The following is a 15,420-nucleotide window of genomic DNA, read 5'->3' as shown; positions in this document are numbered from 1 at the left end:
CCACAAACCTAGACGGCAGCGAGACCCGAGACAACCGATTGCAGCGCACGCCGGCCGGCGCGGGTGACCTGGACCTCGAGCACCTCGATGCCGACGGGGGTCCGGCTCAGGTAGCCCTCCAGCTGTTTCGCCTCGACCAGTCGGTGCTTGATCCCGTGCGCGGCGCACAGGGCGTCGATCTTGGTGCGGGTCGGGGTGCCGAAGACCCGCTCGAAGGCCGACGAGTACTCGGGCGACCCCTGCTCCAGGGTGTGGAAGATGCCGCCGCCGTCGTCGTTGAGGACGACGATCGTCAGGTCGGGGCGCGGCTCGATCGGGCCCATCAGCAGGCCGTTGGCGCCGTGCAGGAAGGTCAGGTCGCCCATGAGGGCGATGGCCCGCCCGTAGCTGGCCAACGCCGCGCCGATGGCCGTCGAGACGGTGCCGTCGATGCCCGCCAGGCCTCGGTTCGCCAGGACGCGCGGCCCGGGGACGCGCACCGGCGCCACCAGGTCGACGTCGCGGATGGGGTTGGAGGACCCGAGCACGAGCAGTCCCGGCGTGGCCGCCGACCAGACGGCCTTGGCCACGACGAACTGCTCGGCGTGCAGCAGGGCGTTCTCGATGCGGTCGCCGGCCTGGATCCAGCTGCGCAGCCAAGCCTCGTCGCCGCCGCCGCGTACCGAGATCCGATCGGCGAACGTGACGTTGCCGCCGGGCACGCCCGGGAAGGTCGAGGGGTCGCCGACGTGCACGGTGGGCAGGTTCGTCCGGGTGAGCAGGTTGGTGACGGGCCGCGAGAGCGTGGGGTGCCCCGTGCTGACGATCCGCTCGATCCGCTCGATCAGGCGCCCGCCCAGGACGATCCGCCCGCAGGCGATCGCCGTGGGAGCGCTGCGCAGGCCCGACGAGGGCTCGGCCAGGATCGGCCAGCCGGCCTGCTTGGCCACCGCGGCGAGTGCCGGATCGGCGCCGTCGCCGGCGATCAGCACCGTGCGCGGCCCGGTCTCGAGGACCTGCGTCCGCCCCGACACGGGCGTGCTCATCGACCACGAGTTCTGCGGGAACTGCCACGACACCGACTCGACCAGCGGCTCGTCGAGCTCGACGTTGAGGTGGACCGGCCCGCCCTCGCGCACGGCTCCGGCCAGGGCGGTGATGCGGTCGGTGAAGGTGATCCCGGGGAACATACCGGGCTGGACCGTCGTCTGGTTGGCGCCGGTTCCCCGCAGGCGCGCGGGCCGGTCGGCGGTGACCGCCAGCAGCGGGACTCCCGCGTGCAGCGCCTCGAGCAGGGCGGGGTGCAGGTTGGCCACCGCGGTCCCGGAGGTGGTGATGACCGGCGTCAGCCGTCCCGACGCCTTGGCCAGACCCAGCGCCAGGTATCCGGCCTCGCGCTCGTCGACGCGGACGTGCAGCCGGATGAGGCCCTGCTCGTCGGCGGCGTGCAGGGCGAGGGCGAGGGGCCCTGAGCGCGACCCCGGTGACAGCACCGCCTCGGTGACCTCCTGCGCGAGCAGGGCGGCGACCAGGCGCCGCGCGACGTCGACGGCTCTGTCATCACTCACAGCGGCTCCTTCACAGCATCTCCCTGACGTGGGCCAGTCGTGCCTGCCAACGCTCGTCGGTCTCGGGCGGGGCCGCGACCAGAGCGAACGCCTCCTCGTCGAGCACCGGACGCGTCGGGTACAGGTGCCCGTCCACCGGCTTGAGCGGGTGGGTGACGACATCGCTCGTGAGCAGGTGGGCGGTGCCGATGCCGCACGCGTACGGCAGCTCGGGCAGCGCGGCGGCCAGCGCGACGCTGGCGGCCAGTCCGATCGAGGTCTCGACCGCGCTCGAGACGCTGACGGGCATCCCGATCTGCTCGGCGATGCGCAGGCACGCGCGCACCCCGCCCAGCGGCTGCACCTTCAGCACGGCGACGTCGGCGGCGTCGAGGTCGCGCACCCGGAACGGATCGGCGGCGCGGCGAATCGACTCGTCGGCCGCGATCGGCACGGCGACCTTGCGCCGCACCTGCGCCAGCTCCTCGACGGTCGCGCAGGGCTGCTCGACGTACTCGAGTCCCCCGGCGATGTAGTCGAGCTTCTTGATCGCCTTGACGGCGTCCTTGACGCTCCATCCGCCGTTCGCGTCGATGCGGATCAGCGCGTGCGGCAGGGCGTCGCGGATCGCGGCGACCCGCTCGATGTCGTCCTCGAGGGTCTCGCCCTTCTCGGCGACCTTGAGCTTGATCGTGTTGCAGCCGCTCTCGACGGCCCGGCGGGCCGCGTCGGCGCCGTCCCCGACGGCCGGGACGATGCCGTTGACCGGCACGCTCGCGCGCACCGGCTCGGGCCACGGTTTGGTGGCGGCCTCCATGGCCGCCTGCAGCCACGGCAGCGACGCGACGTGGTCGTACTCGGGGAAGGGACTGAACTCGGCCCAGCCTGCCGGCCCCTCGGCCAGCATCCCCTGTCGGTTCTCAAGACCTCGGAAACGCGTACGCATCCGGATCGAATAGGTGCGGAACTCCACCCACGAGAGTATCCACGGTGCGGGCTCCACGTTCCAGCGCGCCCACGGATTCGCCGACGCGCGGACCGTGTTCCCCGTGTCTACGGTGGTCACATGTCTGACATCGCCATCGTCGGCGGCCACGGTCACGTGGCCCGTCTGCTCATCCCCCTGCTCACCGAACGCGGCGACCTGCCGGTCGCCCTGGTCCGCGATCCCGACCATGAGGCGGACCTGCCCGGAGCGGCCATCCGGCTGCTCGACATCGAGGCCTCGACGGTCGACGACTTCGCGACGGCGTTCACCGACTGCGATGCCGTCGTCTTCGCCGCGGGCGGCGGCCCCGACGGCAAGATCGAGCGCAAGAAGTCGGTCGACCTGGAGGGCTCGCTGAAGTCGATCGAGGCCGCCGAGCGCCTCGGCATCAAGCGGTTCATCCAGGTCTCGGCCATGGGCGTGGACTCCGATCCCGGCGAGGACGCCGGCGAGGTCTGGGAGGCCTACGTCCACGCGAAGCGCGACGCCGACACGGCCCTGCGCGCCAGCTCGCTGGACTGGACCATCATCCGGCCCGGCGCGCTGACCGACGACGACGGCACCGGCCGCGTCACCGTCGCCGAGACCACCGATCGCGCCGAGATCCCCCGCGCCGACGTCGCCGCCCTCATCGCGGCCGCGCTCGTCGACGACCACACCATCGGCAAGCAGTTCGAGGCCATCAGCGGCGACACCCCGATCGCCGAGGCGCTCGCGAACCTCTGAGCACGCGGCAGTCTCTCCGGTCAGCCGGGGAAGCCGCCCCCCGCCAGCGCCCGCCGATCCGGCTTGCCGTTCGGCAGCAGCGGCAGCGCGTCGAGCCGGTGGACGGCGCGCGGGGTCCAGGTGCGAGGGTGGCCGAGGCGCTCCAGCGCGGCGGCGGCGCGCTCGCGGTCGAGGTCTCCGACCACGAACGCCACGACGCGCTCGCCCCACTCCTCGTCGGGCTGGGCCACCACGACGACGTCCAGCACCGCGGGCTCGTCGCGCAGCGCGGACTCCACGGCGGCGAGCGGCACGTTGACCCCGCCGCTGACGGCCACCTGGTCGGCACGACCGAGCACGCTCAATCGCCCGTTCTCGTCGATGCGACCGAGGTCGTTGGTGACGAGCCACTCCCCCACGCCCTCGGCGAGCACCGGCCCGGCGATGGCGACGCGGCCGTCGTCCTCGATCCGCAGCCGCACCCCGTCGAGGGGCACCCCGTCGTAGACGCAGCCGCCGCAGGTCTCGGTCATGCCGTAGGTCCGGACGATGCGCACGCCCGCCTCGGCGGCGAGCTCCAGCACGGCGCGCGGGGCGGCCGCGCCACCGAGCAGCACCGCGTCGAGGCAGGACAGCGCCTCGGCGCGGCCCGACTCGACCAGCCGGAACAGTTGCGTCGGCACCAGGGAGGCGTAGCGACGCTCGCCCGTCATGGCGTCGACGGCGGCCTCCATGTCGAGGTGGTCCTCCAGGTACACCGGCTCCGTGCCCGCGAGGATCGAGCGCACCAGCACCTGCAGTCCGCCGACGCCGGTCGGCGGCAGCGCCGAGAGCCACTGGCCGGGCCCTCCGAGGCGATCCAGTGCGGCGTGCGCGGAGGCCAGGACGGCGGCGTGCGACAGCCGGATGGGCTTCGGCTCGCCCGTGCTGCCGGAGGTGTTCACGACCAGCGGATCGCCCCCGTACTCGACCCACGGGTGGAGCAGGCGCGCGACCTCGCGCGCCGAACCGGTGACGGGAGCGAGGGAGGCGGGCACCCGACCACTGTAGATCCGTGCCCGCCGGGCCCTCCTAGACTCACGGGGTGAGTACCCCGACCGGACTGAACCTGTGGATCGAGGGTGCCCGGCTGCGCACCCTGCCCGCCGCCGTCGCCCCCGTCGCCGTCGGCACGGGCGCCGCCGCCTTCGACGACGGTGCGATCTGGTGGAAGGCCCTGCTCGCGCTGGGCGTCTCGCTGGCCCTGCAGATCGGCGTCAACTACGCCAACGACTACTCCGACGGCATCAAGGGCACCGACGAGAACCGCGTCGGCCCGCTGCGCCTGGTCGGGTCGGGGCTCGTGGCCCCGGCCAAGGTCAAGGCCGCCGCCCTCGGATTCCTCGCGCTCGGCGGCGCGCTCGGGCTGGTCCTCGCGGCGACGTCCGGTTGGTGGCTCATCGCGGTCGGCGTCCTGGCGATCCTCGCGGCCTGGGGCTACACCGGCGGCAAGAACCCCTACGGCTACCGCGCCCTCGGCGAGGTCAGCGTGTTCCTGTTCTTCGGCATCGTCGCCGTGCTGGGCACGACCTACGTCCAGCTCGGCTCGGTCAACGCCGTCAGCGTCGCGGGAGCCCTGGGCGTCGGCGCCCTGGCCTGCGCGATCCTCGTCGCCAACAACCTGCGCGACATCCCCACCGACACCGAGACCGGCAAGCGCACCCTCGCGGTCGTCATGGGCGACGCCCGCACCCGGCTGTTCTACGTCGCCCTGATGCTCCTGGCGTTCGTCGTGGTGGTCGCATGGGTCGTGACCGAGACGCCGTGGGCGCTGCTGGCCCTCGTCGGGCTGCCCCCGGCCCTGCGCGCGACCGCCGTGGTGCGCGGCGGCGGCAGCGGACCGGCGCTCATCCCCGTCCTGAAGGACACCGGCATCGCCGAGCTGCTCTACGCGATCGGACTGACGGTGGCGCTGGTCATCGGCCCGTGGTGGTGAAGGTTCCCGTCCGGGTCAGCTCGGCCAGCTGCTGCAGGTGGGGCGTGGGGTCGAGCCCGTGCTCGGCCACCCAGCGGTCGTCGAAGTAGGTGTGCGTGTAGCGGTCGCCGCCGTCGCACAGCAGCGTGACGATCGACCCCTCGCGACCCTCCTCGACCATCCGCGCGGCCAGGCCCAGGGCGGCCCACATGTTGGTGCCCGTCGACCCGCCGACCGGCCGTCCGATCAGGTCGGAGGTCCAGCGCATCGCGGCGATCGACGCCGCGTCGGGGACGCGGACCATGTCGTCGACGACGCCGCCGACGAACGACGGCTCGACGCGCGGCCGACCGATGCCCTCGATGCGCGGGCCCACGTCGGTGGTGACGTCCGAGCGGTCCTGGTCCCAGCCGTCGAAGAAGGCGGAGTTCTCGGGGTCGGCGACCAGCAGCCGCGTGGCGAAGCGGCGGTACCGCACGAACCGGCCGATCGTGGCGGACGTGCCGCCGGTGCCCGCGCTGACGACGATCCACGACGGGATCGGGTGCGGCTCGGCGGCCATCTGGGCGAAGATTGACTCCGCGATGTTGTTGTTGCCGCGCCAGTCGGTGGCGCGCTCGGCGTACGTGAACTGGTCCATGTAGTGCCCGCCGCACTCGTCGGCCAGACGCTGCGCCTCGGCGTACATCTCGCTCGGGCCGTCGACGAAGTGACAGCGACCGCCGTACCACTGGATCAGGGCGATCTTCTCGGCGCTCGTGCTCCGGGGCATGACCGCCACGAAGGGCAGGCCCAGCAGCCGCGCGAAGTAGGCCTCGGAGACCGCGGTCGAGCCGCTGGAGGCCTCGACGATCGTGGACCCCTGGTGGATCCAGCCGTTGCACAGCGCGTAGAGGAACAGCGACCGCGCGAGCCGGTGCTTCAGGCTGCCCGTCGGGTGGACGGACTCGTCCTTGAGGTAGATCTGCACCCCGGGGAACGGCAGGTCGAGCGCGTGCAGATGGGTGTCGGCGCTGCGGTTGGCGTCGGCCTCGACGCGGCGCACCGCCTCGTCGAGCCAGGCGCGTTCGTCAGTCGACGTCTTCGGCACGACGGGACTCCTCGATCCGGTCGTTCAGGGACCGAGCCCGCTCCTGCAGCTTGATTGCGACGCGGTCGCGCATGCCCCGCAACGCGAGGATCGAGATGATCGACGACACGATCAGCGCGAGCAGCAGGACCCACAGGTCCAGCACCGTGCCGCCCTCGAACACCAGTCGCGACAGTCCCCACAGGACCGCCCAGGTGGCGAGGAAGACCCCGAGTCGAGCCAGCGTGTACGTCCAGAAGGCCTTCATGACCCGAATTCTAGTGGCTGGCCCCGAGTCCCCCGGCGCCGGTGAGGACCTCCGCCGTCGGCCCGCGCGGCTGGATCGGGGTCGGTACGCTCACCCCATGGGCAAGGTCTTCCTGGTACTCGCGGCGGTGGTCCTGACGGTCTACTGCCTCTACGACCTGGTGGCCACGCCCCGTGACCGCGTCCAGCACATGCCGAAGTGGGGCTGGGCGCTGTTGATCGTGCTGGCGCCCTACGCCGGCGCGCTGCTGTGGATCATCTTTGGCGTCGCCAAGGGCCGCTCGACCGGCGGACCGCGCCGTCCCGGGCCGCCGCGTCCGCTCGGACCCGACGACGACCCGGACTACCTGCGCGGGCTCTGACCCCTCAGGTCTCCCAGCGGAAGAGCCGCGAGGCGATCAGCGAGAAGACGGCGGCGAAGCCCAGCAGGATCAGCAGCGGCTGCCAGACGGCCTCGACGCCGTGTCCGCGCACCATCACGTCGAGCATCCCGTCGTTCAGGTGACGCAGCGGGAGCAGCCGGCTGATCGCCTGCAGCCACTCCGGTGCGCCGTCGAGGGTGAAGAAGGATCCGGACAGGAACGCCATCGGCAGCACGATGAAGTTCGCCAGCCCGACCGCGCCCTCCTCGGTCTTGCTGATGGCTCCGGCGAGCAGGCCGATAGCCAGGAACGCGAGCGTGCCCGCCAGCACCAGCGGGATGACCAGCGGCCAGGCGCCGTCCAACTTCAGCCCGAAGGCGAAGACCGCCAGCGAGATGAAGATCGCCGTCTGGCCCAGGGCCACGACCAGGCTGACCCCGACGCGCGCCAGGACGACGGACGACGTGCGCACCGGCGCCAGCCGCAACCGGCGCAGCAGCCCGGTGCGACGCCAGTTCACCAGGTTGGTGGCGGCGCCGAAGGTCGCGCTCATCGCGATGGCCCAGCCGAGCAGGCTCGGCGTGACGTACTGGATCGCCTCGAGCGACTCGTCCTCCACCTGCTGGGTCTCGAGCGAGTAGCCCGGACGGGCGCCGCTGCGGGCCAGGTTGGCCGAGTCGACGATGCCCTGGAAGGTGGCCTGGACCCGCGCGGCCGCGACCTGGTCGGCCTGCGAGTAGCGCACGACCAGCCGGTCGCCGTCCTCGCTGACCAGTGCGGCGAGGTCGCCGTCACGGACCTCCTGCAGCGCCGCCTTCTCGTCGTCGACCTTCTGGATGTCGAGGCTGCGCTCCAGGGTCTTTCGCGCCTCCGCGGGCATCCGGTCCAACGCGGCGACGTCGCCCACCTGCCCGACCGCCAGCTGGGAGTCGCCCTGATCGGTCAGCAGGCCGCCGAAGAGCACCAGGAACATCAGCGGGAACAGCACGGCCCAGAACAGCGTCATGCGGTCGCGGATGAATCCCAGGAACATCGCGCGCGACAGCGACAGGAAGGCCCTCACGAGCGGTACTCCCGTCCGGTCAGGTCCAGGAAGACGTCCTCGAGGGTCGCCCCCGAGGCGGTGAGCCCCGCCAGGGCGTCACGCCGGGCCAGCTCGGCCAGCACCTCGGCGGGCCGGCGGGTCGAGATCTCGGTGCGGTCGGGGTGGACCCTTACCTGGTCGACGCCGGCGATGGCCGCGGCCTCGCGCTCCTCGATCGCGCCGGGCGCCAGACTGATGCGGGTCGGGGCGTCGAGATCGCGGACCAGCGCGGCCGGCGAGTCGAGCTTGAGCAGACGGCCGTGGTCGATGATGGCGACGCGGTCGCAGAGGAACTCGGCCTCCTCCATGTAGTGCGTCGTCAGGATGACGGTCCTCCCGGACTCGTTGAGGCCCTCCAGGAAGTCCCAGAGGTTTCGTCGGGCCTGCGGGTCCAGTGCCGCGGTGGGCTCGTCGAGGAAGACGATCTCGGGGTCGTGCACCAGCGCGCACGCGATGGACAGCCGCTGGGCCTGGCCGCCGGAGAGCTTCTCGACGGGCGACTCGGCCTTGTCCTCCAGCCCGACCTCGACCAGCAGCTGGTCGACCCGCTCCGCGGGCGCCCCGTACAGGGCGGCGAACGTCGACAGCTGCTCGCGCGCCGAGAGCCGCTCGAAGAACGCCGACGACTGCAGCTGCACACCCAGGCGCCGCTGGAGGGCCGGGTCCCGCTTCCACGGGTCGTGGCCATCGATGGCGACGGTGCCGGCGTCGGGCTTGCGCAGCCCTTCGATCATCTCCAGCGCGGTCGTCTTCCCGGCGCCGTTCGGGCCCAGGAGTCCGAAGAACTCACCGGTCTCGACGGTGAACGTCAGGTCGTCGACGGCCGCCAGGTCTCCGTAGGTCTTGGTGAGGCCGGCGACCTCGATGCGTGCAGCCATGGGGCGACCCTAGACGACCAGAGCGGCCCCAGGTCCTGTCGGGCCGAACCTCCGCATGCAGTGATCCGACTCCACACAGTCGATCGGGGAATCCCTTGAAATTCCAGACTCGCGCCATCGCGGTCGTCCTGACCACCATCATCGTCACCCTGTCCTGCCAGGCGCCCAGCCACGCAGCTGACAAGAACGACCTGTCCCTGCGCTACCGAGCCTTCATCAGCCCGAAGTACACGCCGGCCACCAACCTCGTCCAGAACGGACCATGTACCCCGAAGGGCAAGACGCCCTACCGCTTCTCCGGCGACAACCGGTCGTGGTCGGCCACCAACCCGGGGGCCCGACTCGACATGGTCGTCCTGTTCGATTGGTCGAAGAAGACTGCGAAGGTCACGGTTGGTCTTCCCCTCGAACTTGTACGTGACTCGAAGGGCGCGCTCGTCGAGATCGCGCTCAAGGCGAAGAACCCGTTCTGCGACTCCACCATCAAGCCGATCGCGTCGAAGTTCGTCCTCCGCGTCGAGAAGAAGCGCGTGTCGATCTATGCGGGGAGCGTCCGTGCGGTGCCGAGCCACGAGATCTACGTCAAGCGGCAAGGCAAGAACTACACGACACTCAAGCGGGTGCAGTCCACATCGTTCTCGTGCTTGTTCACGGTGGCCCATTGCACCACAGCACCCTTGACCACGCAGTGGGTCTCCTACTGAGACCTCAGGATGCGGGCGGCTCACACCAGCGACGCCGCCCCCGTCTCTCCTACGCGTACGTGTGCTGACTGAAGACGCCGAACTCCGACGCCATGAGGTTCACCACGTAGTAGCTGAAGATGAACGTGGCGAAGCCGACGAGCGCCAGGTACGCCGCGCGCTTGCCCTTCCATCCGGCAGTGACCCGCGCGTGCAGGTAGCCCGCATAGACGATCCAGGTGATGAGCGCCCAGACCTCCTTGGGGTCCCAGCCCCAGTAGCGTCCCCAGGCCAGGTGGGCCCAGATCGGACCGGTGATGAGGGCACCGAACGTCCACAGCGGGAAGCCGACGGCGTTGAAGCGGAAGGCGAACTGGTCGATGCGGGCCGCGGCCGGGAACCGGCTGAGCACGGGGCCCACGCTTCCGCGATCCTCCGCGCGCTGCTTGATCAGGTAGAGGACGCTGGCCGCGCCGCCGACCATGAACATCGCCGCGGCGACCATGATCGAGCCGACGTGGATGTACTTCCAGAACGTGTTCAGCGCGGGCACCAGCGGGCCGGCGGGCGTGTAGGTCGAGATCGACATCGCCAGGATGAACAGGCACACCGCCAGCACGACACCGCCGAGCCACTGGATCTTCGCGCGCCACACCAGGATCATGTAGACGCTCAGCGCGATCGCGGTGCCGGTGACGCCGAACTCGTACATGTTGCCGAAGGGCGCGCGCTGGGTGGCCAGGCCGCGGGTGACCGAGCTGCCGATCAGCAGCAGTGCGGCCAGGCCGGTGAGCGAGACCGCGATGCCGACGAAGCGGTCGGCCGGGGGCGGCACCTCCTGCGGCGCGACGGCCACGGCGCCACCGGCGCCGGCGCCGACCTCAGCCGCGGCGGGCGTCTGGCGACGGGCGCTGATCCACTCGGCCACGTGACAGAAGAACGCGATGCACACGACCACGAAGCCACCACCGGTCAGGTAGTTCGAGATCTGCGCCAGCTGGTCCGTCGTCATGTGCGTTCCCTGCTCTCCGTGCTGTCATCCAGGCCCGCGCGGAACCGCGCGAGAAACTCGTCGAGATCGGCCGGCAGGTCGTCGCGCGGCACCCGATCGAGCGCTGCCACCTCCACCACGGTACGTGACCCGTCGCGGCGGGCGCGGATCCAGGTGCGCCGCGGCCGTACGAGCAGCGAGCCGCTCAGGCCCACGATTCCCAGGCCGACGCCGAACAGCGGCAGCCACACGACCGGCGTGTGCCCGATCTGCAGGCGGGCGAACTGGCGCAGCTCGACGAACTCGATCGAGCCGCCGCCGGGCAGCTTCTGGCTCTCGCCGGGGCCGAGGTCGATGCGGAAGTTGCCGTCGCCGTCCTTGACCTGCGTCATCTTGGACGTGTCGAGCGAGTAGACGGACTGCGCGGTGCCGTCGTCCAGGCCGAGGTCGCCGGTCCACAGGTTCATGCCGATTCGCGGGTTGAGGGCGCCGGGGAACACCGAGACGGACGGCTCGTCGGGATCGGCCGAGAACGCCGTGGGCAGGAAGAAGCCCTGGAATCCGAGCTGGTCGCCGTCGGCGTCCGGCACCTTCACCACACCGGTGGACGTGTAGGTCGCGTCGGAGGGCAGGAAGGGCACGGGTCCGTCGAACGCGACCTTGCCCGAGGAGTCGGTGATCCGCAGGACCGGGGCGTAGCCCTGGCCGACCAGGAAGACGTCCTCACCGCCGATGGACAGCGGGTGGTTGACCTCGATCGAGTAGTCGCCGCGGTCCTTGCCGCCCTCGGAGTAGGTGCCGGTTACCCGGAAGAGTCTCGGGGCGCCGCGGTTGTTTCCCTCGACGTAGAAGCGGGTCAGCACGTCATCGAGCTCGAGCGACCAGGGCTCGAGGTCCGTGTCGGCGTTGAAGAGCGATCCGGAGGAGAACTCGTCGTACTGCGACAGGGTGTTGCTGAAGCCCTCGCCCTCGGTGATCACGACGTTGCCGCGGTAGCCCCACAGCGAGCCGATGGCCACGCCGACGAGCGCGATGAGGATGCAGATGTGGAAGACCAGGTTGCCCAGCTCGCGCAGGTAGCCCTTCTCGGCCCGCAGCTCGCCGGAGTCACCGTCCTCGACCACGTCGACGCGGGCTCGGCCCAGGGCCTTGCGGCCCGCGGCGAGGACGTCGGAGACGGAGGCGTCGGTCTCGAACTCCGCCGACGCCGGCAGCCGCGAGAAGTTGCGCGGCGCGCGGGGCGGTCGCGTCCGCAGCGCCTTCGCGTAGACCTTGGTGCGCGGCAGGATGCAGCCGATCAGCGAGACCATCAGCAGCAGGTAGATGGCGCTGAACCACACCGACGAGAAGACGCTGAACATGCCCAGCTTCTCCAGCACGGGCGCCAGGTCGGGATGCTCGATGTAGTACCGCGTCACCGCGCTGGCGTCGACGCCGCGCTGCGGGATGAACGACCCCGGCACGGCAGCCACGGCCAGCAGCAGCAGGAGCAGCAGGGCCGTGCGCATCGACGTCAGCTGACGCCACGCCCAGCGCAGGAACTCCAGGGGACGCAATTCGGAGGCGCGCTCGTCGCGCCGTTCGCGGGGGCTCACAGGGGGACCTCGAATCCACCGATCCAGTGCTGCAGGGAGATGACCAGGTCCTGCCACCAGCCCGTCACGAGCAGCACGCCGGTGACGATCAACAGCACGCCGCCGGCGGTGGAGACCGCCCGTTGGTGGCGGCGGACCCAGCCGGTGAGGCGCAGGAAACGACTGAGGAACAGGGCGGCGAGCACGAAGGGCAGGCCGAGCCCGAGGCAGTAGACCAGGGTCAGGAAGGCGCCGCGTCCGGCGGTGGCCTCGTTCGCCGAGAGTGCGAGGACGGCCGCCAGCGTGGGCCCGATGCACGGCGTCCAGCCGACGCCGAAGACGACGCCCAGCACGGGTGCGGCGAGCAGGCCGACCCGGCGGACGCCGTGCGCCCGCACGTCGCGCTGCAGCAGCGGCACGAACCCGAGGAAGGCGACGCCCATCACGACGAGCAGGACGCCCGCGCCGATGGAGATCTCACGCTGGTACGGCAGCAGCTCCTGGCCGACGGCCCCGAAGAGGGCCCCTCCGGCGACGAACACGGCACTGAAGCCCAGCACGAACAGCACGGCGCCCAGCACGATGCGGCGACGTCGCGCCGACTCGAGCTCGGTGACGGCGACGCCCGAGACGTAGGACAGATAGCCCGGAAGCAGCGGCACGACGCAGGGGCTGAAGAACGAGACCAGTCCGGCCAGCAGAGCGACCGGCACCGTGAGGACGAGGTTGCCCGAGGCGGCGGTGTCCAGGAACCAGTCGCCGACGTCGGTCCCGATCACTGGGTGCTCTTCTTGGTCTGCTCGACCAGTCCCCGCAGCGTCGCGTCGGTGAGCTCGCCCATCACGCGGGCGGCGACCTTGCCGTTGGAGTCGACGATCCACGTCGTCGGGATCGCCACCGAGGGCAGAGTGTCGGCGAAGGCGGCCTGGTTGCGGCCGGCGGAGTCGTCGATGCTCGGGTAGGTGATGTCGAACTTGGCGTTGAACGCCTTGGCCGAGGCCGGGTCGTCCTTCGTCAGCAGCCCGACGAACTGGACGTTCTGGTCGGCCAGCTCAGTGGAGGCCTTCTGCAGGGCCGGGGCCTCCTTGCGGCACGGTGCGCACCAGGAACCCCAGAGGTTCACGACCAGCACCTTGCCGGCGAAGTCCTCGGTGCTGATCGACTGCCCGTCGAGGTCCGTGCCGCTCAGCACGGGAGCCGGCTTGCGCTTGCCCGGGTCGATGAAGGTGATCTCGCCGCTGCCGCTGATGAAGCCGTCGTCACCGGTGTCCTTGACGCCGCCGATGCAGGCCGAGAGAACGAGCGCCAGCAGAGCGACCACCGCGAGTCGCGAGAACCGCACGGCAGTCATGCCCCTCCGACGAACTTGCCTCGCAGGGCATCGGGGATGAGGTGACCGGCGGGCTCGCTGTAGACCAGGCCCGTGAACGTGTCGTCCTCGAAGGTCAGGGTCGTGAGGCTGGCCAGGTTGCACTGGCGGTTGCGCGGATCGTGCGCGAAGCGGCCCTTCTCGTAGGACTTTCGCGCGATCCACACCGGCAGCTGGTGCGACACGATGAGTGCCTCGTGACCGCGCGCCGCCTCGCGGGCGTCGTCGATCGCCAGCAGCATGCGGGCGGCGATGTGTGCGTACGCCTCGCCCCAGGACGGGCGGAACGGATTCCACAGCCACGGCCAGAAGCGCGGGTTCAGGAAGGCCTTGGGGCCGACGCCGACGGTGCGGCCCTCGAACTTGTTGCCCGCCTCGATGACGCGCTCGTCGGTGTGGATGGGCAGCTTGAGGATGTCGGCGACCGGGCGGGCGGTCTGCTGGGCCCGCTCGAGCGGGGAGGCGACCAGGTGCGTGATGTCGTTCGACTTCAACGACTTCGCGACCGTGGCGGCCATCTCGTTGCCGAGGTCGGACAGGTTGTAGCCCGCCAGCCGTCCGTACAGGACCCCCGAGGGGTTGTGGACCTCGCCGTGGCGCATCAGGTGGACGATCGTGCGGGTGCTCATCTGGTGTTCCTTCGTGTCAGCGGACCGCTGCTGCCGCCGCGCGCGCGGCGGCGGGCAGGGCCTCGGCCAGTCTAGACAGTGGTGCGGAGTCGACCTCGGGGTCGTGCGCGGCGGACAGGAACCACGCCTCGTAGGCGCTCGGCGGCAGGTAGACCCCCGCGTCGAGCATGGCGTGGAAGAAGGCGGTGTAGGCGGCGGTGTCCTGCGCCTGGGCGCCGGCGAAGTCCGTGACGGGGGTCGAGACGCCCCAGAAGACGCTGAACATCGTGCCGGCGCTCTGCACGACGTGCGGCACCCCGGCCTCGGCCAGCGCGTCGGTCACGAGCTTCTGCACCTGCGACGACGTCGCCGCGAGGCGCTCGTACACCTCGGGGGTGGCCAGCCGCAGGGTCGCGAGGCCGGCGGTGGTCGCGACGGGGTTCCCCGAGAGCGTGCCGGCCTGGTAGACGGGGCCCACCGGGGCGAGCAGGTCCATGATCTCGGCGCGGCCGCCGAACGCGGCTGCGGGGAAGCCGCCGCCCATGACCTTGCCGAAGGTCATCAGGTCGGGCTGCCAGCCCTCGGTCGCGCCGTCGATCTGCCAGTACCCGCTGCGGGCCGCACGGAAGCCGGTCATGACCTCGTCGGTGATGAACAGGGCGCCGTGCTCGGCGCAGGCCTTCGAGAGGTGGGCGTTGAAGCCCGGCTGGGGCGGGACGACGCCCATGTTCCCGGCTGCGGCCTCGGTGATGACGCAGGCGATCTGGTCGCCGTACTGCGCGAACGCCGCGTCGACGGCGGCCGGGTCGTTGTACGGCAGCACGATCGTGTCGGCGGTGACGTGGGCCGGGACGCCGGGCGTGCCGGGGATGCCCAGGGTGACGACACCGGAGCCGGCCTCGGCCAGCAGCGCATCGACGTGACCGTGGTAGCAACCGCTGAACTTCACGACCCGATCGCGACCGGTGAAGCCGCGGGCCAGCCGGATGGCCGACATCGTCGCCTCGGTGCCCGACGAGACCATGCGGACCCGCTCGACCGGCGTGCGGGCGACGATCTCCTCGGCCAGCAGGACCTCGGGCTCGGCGGGGGTGCCGAAGCTGGTTCCCCGGGCGGCGGCGGCCGTGACGGCCTCGATGACCTCGGGGTGGGCGTGGCCCAGCAGCATCGGGCCCCACGAGCCGACGAGGTCGACGAAGCGGTTGCCGTCGGCGTCGGTCAGCCAGGCGCCTGATCCCGAGGCCATGAAGCGCGGGGTGCCGCCGACGGCGCGGAAGGCGCGGACCGGCGAGTTCACCCCGCCCGGCGAGACCTGCTTCGCCCGGGCGAACAGTGCCTCGGATGCCGTGGTGCTCATGTGTG

General features: G+C 71.1%; 17 protein-coding genes. 4 read left to right on the top strand and 13 right to left on the bottom strand.

Annotated features, from left to right (window positions below):
- Positions 1-8: 8 nt before the first annotated feature.
- Both menD and NP095_RS02010 read right to left on the bottom strand, forming a co-directional pair.
- Positions 9-1,547 (bottom strand): 2-succinyl-5-enolpyruvyl-6-hydroxy-3-cyclohexene-1-carboxylic-acid synthase, encoded by a 1,539-nt coding sequence (menD, locus tag NP095_RS02015; protein WP_232417694.1) that lies wholly within the window; start codon positions 1,545-1,547, stop codon positions 9-11.
- Between the two features lie 10 nt (positions 1,548-1,557).
- Positions 1,558-2,499: an o-succinylbenzoate synthase gene (locus NP095_RS02010; RefSeq protein ID WP_256766106.1), complete on the bottom strand. Its 942-nt coding sequence runs from the start codon at positions 2,497-2,499 to the stop codon at positions 1,558-1,560.
- Positions 2,500-2,592: 93 nt separating this feature from the next.
- Between NP095_RS02010 and NP095_RS02005 the strand changes: the two genes are divergently transcribed.
- On the top strand, positions 2,593-3,240 hold the full coding sequence (locus NP095_RS02005) for an SDR family oxidoreductase (protein WP_232417696.1): 648 nt from the start codon (positions 2,593-2,595) through the stop codon (positions 3,238-3,240).
- 20 nt (positions 3,241-3,260) lie between these two features.
- Here the strand turns inward: NP095_RS02005 and NP095_RS02000 are convergent, their stop codons facing one another.
- A complete protein-coding gene (locus NP095_RS02000) occupies positions 3,261-4,256 on the bottom strand; it encodes an AMP-binding protein (protein ID WP_232417697.1) in 996 nt (331 codons plus the stop codon).
- 47 nt (positions 4,257-4,303) lie between these two features.
- Here NP095_RS02000 and NP095_RS01995 point away from each other — a divergent pair, with 47 nt between their 5' ends.
- Positions 4,304-5,194 carry a 1,4-dihydroxy-2-naphthoate polyprenyltransferase gene (locus NP095_RS01995; protein WP_232417698.1) on the top strand — a complete coding sequence of 297 codons (891 nt, stop codon included), beginning with the start codon at positions 4,304-4,306 and terminating at the stop codon, positions 5,192-5,194.
- On the opposite strand, the gene cds1 is transcribed toward NP095_RS01995, so the two are convergent.
- Both cds1 and NP095_RS01985 read right to left on the bottom strand, forming a co-directional pair.
- Positions 5,175-6,263 carry an L-cysteine desulfhydrase Cds1 gene (gene cds1, locus NP095_RS01990; protein WP_232417699.1) on the bottom strand — a complete coding sequence of 363 codons (1,089 nt, stop codon included), beginning with the start codon at positions 6,261-6,263 and terminating at the stop codon, positions 5,175-5,177. The genes NP095_RS01995 and cds1 overlap by 20 nt on opposite strands.
- A complete protein-coding gene (locus NP095_RS01985; protein WP_232417700.1) occupies positions 6,244-6,510 on the bottom strand; it encodes a DUF4229 domain-containing protein in 267 nt (88 codons plus the stop codon). The genes cds1 and NP095_RS01985 overlap by 20 nt, the downstream gene beginning before the upstream one ends.
- 97 nt (positions 6,511-6,607) lie before the next feature.
- Here NP095_RS01985 and NP095_RS01980 point away from each other — a divergent pair, with 97 nt between their 5' ends.
- The gene (locus NP095_RS01980; RefSeq protein ID WP_232417701.1) at positions 6,608-6,871 is read left to right on the top strand and encodes a PLD nuclease N-terminal domain-containing protein; all 264 of its coding nucleotides are present in this window, start codon (positions 6,608-6,610) and stop codon (positions 6,869-6,871) included.
- A gap of 4 nt (positions 6,872-6,875) precedes the next feature.
- Here NP095_RS01980 and NP095_RS01975 read toward each other — a convergent pair whose 3' ends face one another.
- Together NP095_RS01975 and NP095_RS01970 are read right to left on the bottom strand one after the other, a co-directional pair.
- Positions 6,876-7,934, bottom strand: coding sequence for an ABC transporter permease (locus tag NP095_RS01975; RefSeq protein WP_232417702.1), 1,059 nt, complete (start codon positions 7,932-7,934; stop codon positions 6,876-6,878).
- Positions 7,931-8,833, bottom strand: coding sequence for an ABC transporter ATP-binding protein (locus NP095_RS01970; protein WP_232417703.1), 903 nt, complete (start codon positions 8,831-8,833; stop codon positions 7,931-7,933). The genes NP095_RS01975 and NP095_RS01970 overlap by 4 nt, the downstream gene beginning before the upstream one ends.
- Before the next feature lie 95 nt (positions 8,834-8,928).
- Here NP095_RS01970 and NP095_RS01965 point away from each other — a divergent pair, with 95 nt between their 5' ends.
- The gene (locus NP095_RS01965) at positions 8,929-9,537 is read left to right on the top strand and encodes a hypothetical protein (protein ID WP_232417704.1); all 609 of its coding nucleotides are present in this window, start codon (positions 8,929-8,931) and stop codon (positions 9,535-9,537) included.
- Positions 9,538-9,586: 49 nt separating this feature from the next.
- Here the strand turns inward: NP095_RS01965 and ccsB are convergent, their stop codons facing one another.
- Genes ccsB through hemL form a run of 6 tightly spaced genes read right to left on the bottom strand, consistent with a single transcriptional unit; the run spans position 9,587 to position 15,415 of the window.
- Entirely contained in the window at positions 9,587-10,528 is a 942-nt protein-coding gene (ccsB, locus tag NP095_RS01960) for a c-type cytochrome biogenesis protein CcsB (protein WP_232417705.1), read from the bottom strand.
- Positions 10,525-12,102, bottom strand: a complete 1,578-nt coding sequence (resB, locus tag NP095_RS01955) for a cytochrome c biogenesis protein ResB (RefSeq protein ID WP_232417706.1) — start codon at positions 12,100-12,102, stop codon at positions 10,525-10,527. Before resB ends, ccsB begins: the two co-directional genes overlap by 4 nt.
- Complete coding sequence (locus NP095_RS01950) at positions 12,099-12,860, bottom strand: cytochrome c biogenesis CcdA family protein (RefSeq protein WP_232417707.1); 762 nt, start codon at positions 12,858-12,860, stop codon at positions 12,099-12,101. Before NP095_RS01950 ends, resB begins: the two co-directional genes overlap by 4 nt.
- On the bottom strand, positions 12,857-13,432 hold the full coding sequence (locus tag NP095_RS01945) for a TlpA family protein disulfide reductase (RefSeq protein ID WP_232417708.1): 576 nt from the start codon (positions 13,430-13,432) through the stop codon (positions 12,857-12,859). Before NP095_RS01945 ends, NP095_RS01950 begins: the two co-directional genes overlap by 4 nt.
- Positions 13,429-14,079 carry a histidine phosphatase family protein gene (locus NP095_RS01940; protein WP_232417709.1) on the bottom strand — a complete coding sequence of 217 codons (651 nt, stop codon included), beginning with the start codon at positions 14,077-14,079 and terminating at the stop codon, positions 13,429-13,431. The genes NP095_RS01945 and NP095_RS01940 overlap by 4 nt, the downstream gene beginning before the upstream one ends.
- Positions 14,080-14,095: 16 nt before the next feature.
- Positions 14,096-15,415 (bottom strand): glutamate-1-semialdehyde 2,1-aminomutase, encoded by a 1,320-nt coding sequence (gene hemL, locus NP095_RS01935; protein ID WP_232417710.1) that lies wholly within the window; start codon positions 15,413-15,415, stop codon positions 14,096-14,098.
- Between the last annotated feature and the right edge of the window lie 5 nt (positions 15,416-15,420).

The sequence above is a fragment of the Aeromicrobium duanguangcaii genome (assembly GCF_024508295.1).
GTDB lineage: Bacteria > Actinomycetota > Actinomycetes > Propionibacteriales > Nocardioidaceae > Aeromicrobium > Aeromicrobium duanguangcaii.
The sequence above is the reverse complement of the archived record's forward strand: the minus strand, read 5'-3'. Positions and strand labels throughout refer to the sequence as shown.

Coding starts and splice junctions, on each gene's coding strand:
- NP095_RS02005 (WP_232417696.1), top strand. CDS start 2,593: ATGTCTGACATCGCCATCGTCGGCGGCCACGGTCACGTGGCCCGTCTG.
- NP095_RS01985 (WP_232417700.1), bottom strand. CDS start 6,510: ATGAAGGCCTTCTGGACGTACACGCTGGCTCGACTCGGGGTCTTCCTC.
- NP095_RS01980 (WP_232417701.1), top strand. CDS start 6,608: ATGGGCAAGGTCTTCCTGGTACTCGCGGCGGTGGTCCTGACGGTCTAC.
- NP095_RS01970 (WP_232417703.1), bottom strand. CDS start 8,833: ATGGCTGCACGCATCGAGGTCGCCGGCCTCACCAAGACCTACGGAGAC.
- ccsB (WP_232417705.1), bottom strand. CDS start 10,528: ATGACGACGGACCAGCTGGCGCAGATCTCGAACTACCTGACCGGTGGT.
- NP095_RS01945 (WP_232417708.1), bottom strand. CDS start 13,432: ATGACTGCCGTGCGGTTCTCGCGACTCGCGGTGGTCGCTCTGCTGGCG.
- NP095_RS01940 (WP_232417709.1), bottom strand. CDS start 14,079: ATGAGCACCCGCACGATCGTCCACCTGATGCGCCACGGCGAGGTCCAC.
- hemL (WP_232417710.1), bottom strand. CDS start 15,415: ATGAGCACCACGGCATCCGAGGCACTGTTCGCCCGGGCGAAGCAGGTC.